General features: G+C 57.1%; 9 protein-coding genes. 4 read left to right on the top strand and 5 right to left on the bottom strand.

The window, feature by feature from the left end:
- Positions 1–258, bottom strand: a 258-nt coding sequence (locus ABD819_RS21245; protein WP_345127665.1) for a replication initiation protein, incomplete at its 3' end; no start/stop codon positions are given.
- A gap of 887 nt (positions 259–1,145) precedes the next feature.
- Here ABD819_RS21245 and ABD819_RS21250 point away from each other — a divergent pair.
- Genes ABD819_RS21250 through ABD819_RS21260 form a run of 3 tightly spaced genes read left to right on the top strand, consistent with a single transcriptional unit; the run spans position 1,146 to position 3,018 of the window.
- Positions 1,146–1,538 carry a MobC family plasmid mobilization relaxosome protein gene (locus tag ABD819_RS21250; RefSeq protein WP_345127667.1) on the top strand — a complete coding sequence of 131 codons (393 nt, stop codon included), beginning with the start codon at positions 1,146–1,148 and terminating at the stop codon, positions 1,536–1,538.
- Positions 1,535–2,485 (top strand): relaxase/mobilization nuclease domain-containing protein, encoded by a 951-nt coding sequence (locus ABD819_RS21255; RefSeq protein WP_345127669.1) that lies wholly within the window; start codon positions 1,535–1,537, stop codon positions 2,483–2,485. The genes ABD819_RS21250 and ABD819_RS21255 overlap by 4 nt, the downstream gene beginning before the upstream one ends.
- A gap of 17 nt (positions 2,486–2,502) precedes the next feature.
- Positions 2,503–3,018, top strand: a complete 516-nt coding sequence (locus tag ABD819_RS21260) for a hypothetical protein (protein ID WP_345127671.1) — start codon at positions 2,503–2,505, stop codon at positions 3,016–3,018.
- A 114-nt stretch (positions 3,019–3,132) separates the two neighbouring features.
- Here the strand turns inward: ABD819_RS21260 and ABD819_RS21265 are convergent, their stop codons facing one another.
- Positions 3,133–3,690: a hypothetical protein gene (locus ABD819_RS21265; protein ID WP_345127672.1), complete on the bottom strand. Its 558-nt coding sequence runs from the start codon at positions 3,688–3,690 to the stop codon at positions 3,133–3,135.
- Between the two features lie 734 nt (positions 3,691–4,424).
- On the opposite strand from ABD819_RS21265, the gene ABD819_RS21270 reads away from it, so the two are divergent.
- Complete coding sequence (locus ABD819_RS21270) at positions 4,425–5,159, top strand: hypothetical protein (RefSeq protein ID WP_345127674.1); 735 nt, start codon at positions 4,425–4,427, stop codon at positions 5,157–5,159.
- A 79-nt stretch (positions 5,160–5,238) separates the two neighbouring features.
- On the opposite strand, the gene ABD819_RS21275 is transcribed toward ABD819_RS21270, so the two are convergent.
- The 3 genes from ABD819_RS21275 to ABD819_RS21285 all read right to left on the bottom strand — a co-directional run.
- Complete coding sequence (locus ABD819_RS21275; RefSeq protein ID WP_345127676.1) at positions 5,239–5,502, bottom strand: Txe/YoeB family addiction module toxin; 264 nt, start codon at positions 5,500–5,502, stop codon at positions 5,239–5,241.
- On the bottom strand, positions 5,499–5,723 hold the full coding sequence (locus ABD819_RS21280; protein ID WP_345127677.1) for a hypothetical protein: 225 nt from the start codon (positions 5,721–5,723) through the stop codon (positions 5,499–5,501). The genes ABD819_RS21275 and ABD819_RS21280 overlap by 4 nt, the downstream gene beginning before the upstream one ends.
- Before the next feature lie 18 nt (positions 5,724–5,741).
- Positions 5,742–6,567 (bottom strand): replication initiation protein (locus ABD819_RS21285; protein ID WP_345127679.1); only part of this gene is annotated, 826 nt, incomplete at its 5' end.

Consider the following 6,567-nt stretch of genomic DNA (forward strand, 5'->3'; position numbering starts at 1 on the left):
CTGCCGGTACCGGGTTTCAGTTTGCACCTCAAATACACGGCTACCCATGTCAGCAGTCGCTTTGTGGAGATAAGCAGCGTTGTATTTCTTGCCAGTTAGTAGAGACAAGTCTTTGATATTTAGCTCATAAATCCTGTCTTGCTGGTCTTTTTTGAGCTTAGAGATAAGGAAGAACAGCAAATCAAGCTGCAGCTCTGAATACTCGTACCGAGCATTGGTTAAAGCGTTGTGTTGGCGAACTTCTAGTTCCTTGCCCATAAGGTGCTACTGGCTGATTGTAGGGCAATTATAAGCAAGAAACGGGTACTGTATTCGGATTACGTTTTTGAACCCCGTTTTCAACCCACTAAAACCCGTTTCTCAACCCACTAAAACCCGTTTCTCACCCACTAAAACCCGTTTCTCACCCACTAAAACCCGTTTCTCACCCACTAAAACCCGTTTCTCGATTTTTTTTCGCCCCCACAAATTACTTATTGTCAGTTGATTATATGTACTACTGTTGAGCCCTCAAATAAAACAAAGCTTTTCAAATACACCAATTGGTGCTCGCGCGAGAAAAAAAAGGCTTTTAGGGACTGGTCAGGGGTACAACGGCGCGAGCAAAGCAAAAACAGCAAAGTCCTAGAAGCCAGTAACTTGCGCGCATTCAATAAAATATATATTATTGGTAATCAACAGTTTATAAAATCTAATGCCGTGCTTATGTACTGCTTTGAACTTGGGAATGCCAGGGCCACAGAAACGGGAGCAGCTGAGGAAACGGACGTGATAAGGAACAAAAGGGAAAGCAACAACACCGAGGCCGGGGACGCATGACCAAGTGGGAAGGTGGCCAGGTGGTGCAGCTGGTGGCCAGGACGAGGTGGGCAGGTTGCCGGCAAGGGAAATACTCGGAGCAGCCGGCAGAAGGCAACAGGAGGGGCACCAGAGCCGGAGCGAAAAACAACGGGCAGACAATCCGGGGGGTACAGCGAAAAGAGTGGGCCAGGGTTGCGCGGGTGTGCAGGGACCCGTACCTTGTGGGCTGTTCTGGACTCGTTCAACGGTTTTTGCAAGATGTGTTCTATGAATCGCGCTTCGCGCAATCATAGAACCCGTTCGCCCGTTGGGCTCACTACACTTGCCCCTTTGGGGGACTCGCCATGGAAGAAACAACGTCCCCCGGTTCCCCTCCCCACCGCCCCCGGAAAGGCGGCCGCAAGCCCGGCCCGCTGGCGGACAAGCAGCGCCACGTCGTGAGCGTCCGGCTCACGGACGCGGAGCATGAGCGCCTGACCCAGGAGGCCGACCGGTACCGGCTGAGTCAAGGCGAGGTGCTGCGGTCGGTGTGGGGGAAGCAGGACACGGCCACGAAACTGCCGGCCCCGCCGACCCCCGAGGAAGCCAAGCAACTGGCGCAGCTCGCCGGCATGGCGGCCAACCTGAACCAGCTCACCAAGCTGGCCCACTTGCAGCAGGACCAGCGCAGCGGGGCCACGACGGTGCTGGGGCAGCTGCACCACCTCTTGAACAGGCTTGGCCATAAAGCGTCATGATAGGGAAGGTGAAGGTGAACCAGTCATTTGGGGCGATGTGTCAGTACGTGCTCCAGGAAAAGACCCCCGACAAAGGGGCCGAGGTGCTGGCCGCGCACGGCGTGCGCACCGACAGCGCCGCGCACATGGCCACCGACTTTGACGCGGTGCGGGCCATGCGGCCAGGGCTAGGCAAGGCGGTGCTGCACGTCGCGCTGGCCTTTCCAGCAGAGGAAAAGGAAAAGGTGACCAACGAAGTGATGGGCCGCATTGCCCAGGACTACCTAAGGGGGCTGAAAATCGACCCCGAGAACACGCAATGGGCCGTGGTGCGGCACTATGACAAAGACAAGACCCACCCGCACATGCACCTGGTGGTAAACCGGGTGGATTTGGACGGGCAGACGGTGAGCGACCAGTTTATCCGCTCGCGTAGCGTGGACGTGTGCAAGCGCATCGAGCAGGAATACGGGCTGATTGTGGCCGACCAGGTGGGCCGCAAGCAGGCGCTGGAAATCGGCCCGACCCCGGCCCAGGCGAAGGCCACGACCCCGAAAGAGGAACAGTCGGCCGAGTGGAGTCGCGCCCGGCAGGACATCGGCCGCGCCCTGAGCTACACGGCAGGCCAGGCCCGCAGCTTTGACGAGCTGCGCGAGGCCCTACGGCCCCGAGGCATCGAGGTGGAGCTGACCCGGCGCAAGGACGGGAGCCCGGCCGGGGTGGTGTTCGAACAGGACGGGCACCGGGTAAAGGGCAGCCAGGTGGGCCGCGCGTACAGCGCGGGCAATCTGGAAACGGGCTTTGCCCAGGTCCGGGAGCTAGGCCACGACCCGGCCCAGGCGTGGCAGCAGGTAGGCCAGGACTACGCGCTAGCCAAGCTGGCGGCCGAGTACGGCCAGGCCAAGGGGCAGCAGGCCAGCAAGGAGCCGGGCAAGCAGCAGTCCCGCGGCTTCGAGATGGGGGATTAACTTTTTAGCAACGACTTATGCAAGAGCTACTGCAAGATATTAATGCGTTGCGCCGGGGCATCGAGGCGCTGAACAAGCGCAGCCTGGAGCAGGGCCAACCGGTGAGCCGCGCCGAGCTGGACGAGGTGCTGGCTAAGGTGAAGCAGGAAGCCCGTTTTGTCATCGACTACAAAGGCATTGCGGAGGCGATTCAGCCGCACCTAGCCACGCCGGCCAAAGTCGAAACGACGCTCACCACGGGCACGGCGCAGCTACAGCAGATGATTGCCCAAATCCCACGTAGCGTGCCCGTGGTGGGCGAGGTGTGGGGCTTTACCAGTATGCGGCTGGCGTTCGCCACCTTGGTCTTCGTTCTTGGGCTGGTATGCCTGAGCACCTACCTGTGGAAGGAAAAAGGGGCAGCCGAGGCAAAAGCGGAGCTACTTCAGCAGCAGCTGACCCAAAAGCAGGCCACGCTGAAGTGGTTGAACGACGGCTACGTGGACCTAAAGCAGGATAATCCGAAAGCCGCTCAGAAGTATTTCCCGCAGTAACAGCCAGTATTTTACATACTGTGAACGACCGTTTATAGCATGTAAAAGGCTTACACCTCGTCAAAACGACCGTTTTCGTAAACGTAAGGCTGAGCAAAACAGCCTTTCGGACGATTATTGTTTGTTGTCTAGGACCCGGTATAGAATGCCGCCGTGTCCGAAGGTGCCGTCGGGGTGCGCGGTGCCGCAATTATTGGACACGAGTTGCACGCGCTGCCGGGTGTTGAGTTCGATGCGCACCGAGAGAAAACACGCGCCTTCGTAATTATAAGCCACCGAGGGGTAGGCGGTCCCGTCCGCGTCTTCGTCGATTTCGGGGTCGCCCGCCAAAGCCGTGGCCGTGCCTTCGAGCTGGCGAGACTTGCCCGTGATTTTGAGGCTGTCCACTAACCGAAATCGGATAGTGCGGGCCGACACCTGCACGACTCGAAGGGTTTGCCGGAGCGTGTCGTCCTCGAATCGGTACCACGTGGGCCGGGGCTCCGAGCGGTTCTGCGCCCTTTGTTTAGGAATAGCGGAGGGAGTGGTCGGCGGCGCGGGCACAGCTGCCGGGGCTACCGGAGCCTTGGGGGCTGCTATCTGCCCGGCTTCGGAAGGAGCGTCTTGGCATGAGGCCAGCAGTAACCCGGTTCCGAAGAACCACAGCAGGGAATAAGTAGCAGAAGAGGGCATTAGGTAAGAACCGTGAGAAATAGCACCAGCTGTTAAAAGTAGTGGCCTTTGCGCGGACTGCCTGAGCCTAATGAATTATGTTCTTTCGCTCCTTTCCCTGAACGACCACCAGCAGCCCGACACCTGGTGGCCAAGTGCCTGCTACGGGGCGGTACGAGTTTAAGAAACCGGTCTACGAATCAAAGTTTACGAAATGGCCCAAAGGGATGAGTTTCGTAAACGCCCAAACCGGCACCTGGTCCCCCGCCAAAGTACCACATCGGCAGCAAGCCGCGCCGGTATCCCAAAACCGTCTTGATTCCAAGGCAGCGCTTATAACAAGGATTATGTTAAGGGACGAAACGCAGATGGAGAGCGGACTTTCTAGAGAGGCCTAGCGGGGGAAAAGTCCTGTTTGCTTAGGCCTGCGGAAGCACCTGGTGGCGAGTTTACGAAACTCATCTCCCAGGCCAGTTTCGTAAACTTTGATTCGTAGACGAGTTTCTTAAACTCCCGAAGCACTGCAGCAGCTGGTGGGGCACCTGGTGCGGGGCAGCTGCTAGCCGTTTAAGAAAGGGAGCCTTTAATTTCCTGAATCGGCAAGCATCAGTAACCACACCTTATGGCTGTAGCTTGCACAGCTAAGTGTTGATGATTTAAATATTAATCGTCCCCTGCGTTCCAGGCACCACCAGCAACAGGGCATCTTCGGCGGCGCGGATGAGGCGGTGATAGAACAAACAAGTCGTCATTCCGTGGAAAAGCAACTCGATTTAACTCTCACCAACCGCTGGAAAGCAACCGTGCTGGTGCTGATTATCGTCGGCTTGACGCTGCCCATGCTGCTAGGTATTCTAACTGTTTTTGCCCATTCCAAGCTATGGGGAAGCTTGTTGGGGGTAGTCGGTCTGGCCGCCTTTGTGCTGCTGCCCGAGCGTATGGCCAAGTATTTCAGCGCCGAGCATGCTACCGTGGCGTTCGATGCCACGGGCATAACGGTTAGCTACGCTGCTAATGGCAAGGTGCGCCGCCTCGATTTTGCAGAGATTGTGTCTTATTACAGCGGCTTGGAATTTGATTTTACCATTAATCCGCGCCGCGGAAGTCCCCTGGTGTTCCATTTAAACTCGAAGCTGCATCCGCAGGGAATGGGCCCCTTGGTGGCCTTACGGCAGCATTTTGATTGGGCGGCGAAGCACTACAACCAGGCGCAGCTTAGTGCAACACCCGCAACGATGCCGCAGCTCGCCGGTGCCTTGCCTGCGGCTTTTGGGCTGGAGAATCCTGCCGCAGTTCCGATTCGCAAGCTGGGGTTTGCGACGCAACCAGCGGCCGCATTCTGGCTGGTGGCATTGGCCGGGCTCACGGGGTGGATGGGGTGGCGAGCCTTGCAGACCAACGCCAGCGAAGGAACTTGGGGTGGCTTTCTTTTTGTCGGCCTGGGCCTAATAATTTACGGGGCATATTGGTGGCATGAGCGGCAAAATTAACGTTCACTTTAACGGTGATTTAAACAGCCGCCGTCCTTCGGATAGGGCCTGCTATCGGCGTTCGAGAACGCCTTTGTGCCTACTTCTTCGTGTAGTGGAAACGGCATTGCAGCACGTACACCAGGTCGGCCTCAAAGCGGTAAATCAGTCGGTGCTCCCCGCTGATGCGGCGCGACCAGAAGCCGGCGAAGTCGTGTTTGAGGGGTTCGGGCTTGCCCGTGCCCGTGGTAGGGGTACGCAGGCACTCTTTGAGCAGCGCCCGAATCTTGCGGGCGATGGCCTTGTCCGTGTCAAGCCAGTACTGAAAGTCCTCCCAGGCGGCATCGTCCCAGCTCAGCGTCATATTGTGTCCGGCAACTCGTGAACTTGCCGCTGGCCCCGGCGGTCGCGGTCCAGGGCCGCATACAGCCGCTCGGCATTGGCCGGCGAGGACAGCAGGTAAGCGGTTTCATCCTGAACGGCGGCTTTAGCGGCCTGACCCCGCAGCTTGACAAAGGGCAAGCTACGCAGCAGTTCCAGCAGGAAGTCAGCGCGGTTATCGGGGATTTCGAGCGTGATTTTCATGGTCTGTAAAGGTACGAATTAGACGGTAGGGGCTTTGGCCGTTTTGGCAGCAACGAGGCCCAAGCGCACGAGCAGCAGGCCCCCAGGATTGCGGGAGGCTTTGACTTTGCCCGTTTTCAGGTCGTGGTTGTAGCGGTTCACTTCCGCGACGTGGGCCGCGCTGCTGAGGATGGTTTGCCGGTGTTTGGCATCGGTGATGCGCAGCTCGTCCAGGATGCGGGCGGCGTTGTCGAAGTGGCTTTGCTGAACGCCCGGCACGTCCTGAGCAGTGGCCACCAGGTCGAAAGGGATGGTTTCGGCCAGAGCTTGCCGCTTGACTGTAAAGACGATGTTTTTGTAGGTTCTGACCCGTTTTTCAAGCTTGTAACCGACGTGCAATTCCGTGTGCTCATTGATTTGCTTTACGGCCACATCTAGCACGCTTTCCCGAAAGTCACTCATCCTGATGGCTTTATCCTTGCCCTTGTCGTCAAGTAAGCCCAGCATCATCTTGAAATCCTGAATGTCATACTTCTTGGTTTCGCCTTGGTCCTTCCATTGACTGCAGTACTGATAAATCCGCTTCGCATACTTGCTAGTGAGGCGCAGTGCCGAAGCCAATTCATAGCTAGTGAAGTTCTCTTTCAGGTCAAACAGATAGGGCGTAATGTCCTCTGTGAGCTTGATTTCAATGATTCCTTGCCCAAGCATGTAGTCCACACGCTGGAACATCCACAGCTGCCGGTACCGGGTTTCAGTTTGCACCTCAAATACACGGCTACCCATGTCAGCAGTCGCTTTGTGGAGATAAGCAGCGTTGTATTTCTTGCCAGTTAGTAGAGACAAGTCTTTGATATTTAGCTCA

Source organism: Hymenobacter antarcticus, from assembly GCF_039539545.1.
GTDB classification, from domain to species: domain Bacteria; phylum Bacteroidota; class Bacteroidia; order Cytophagales; family Hymenobacteraceae; genus Hymenobacter; species Hymenobacter antarcticus.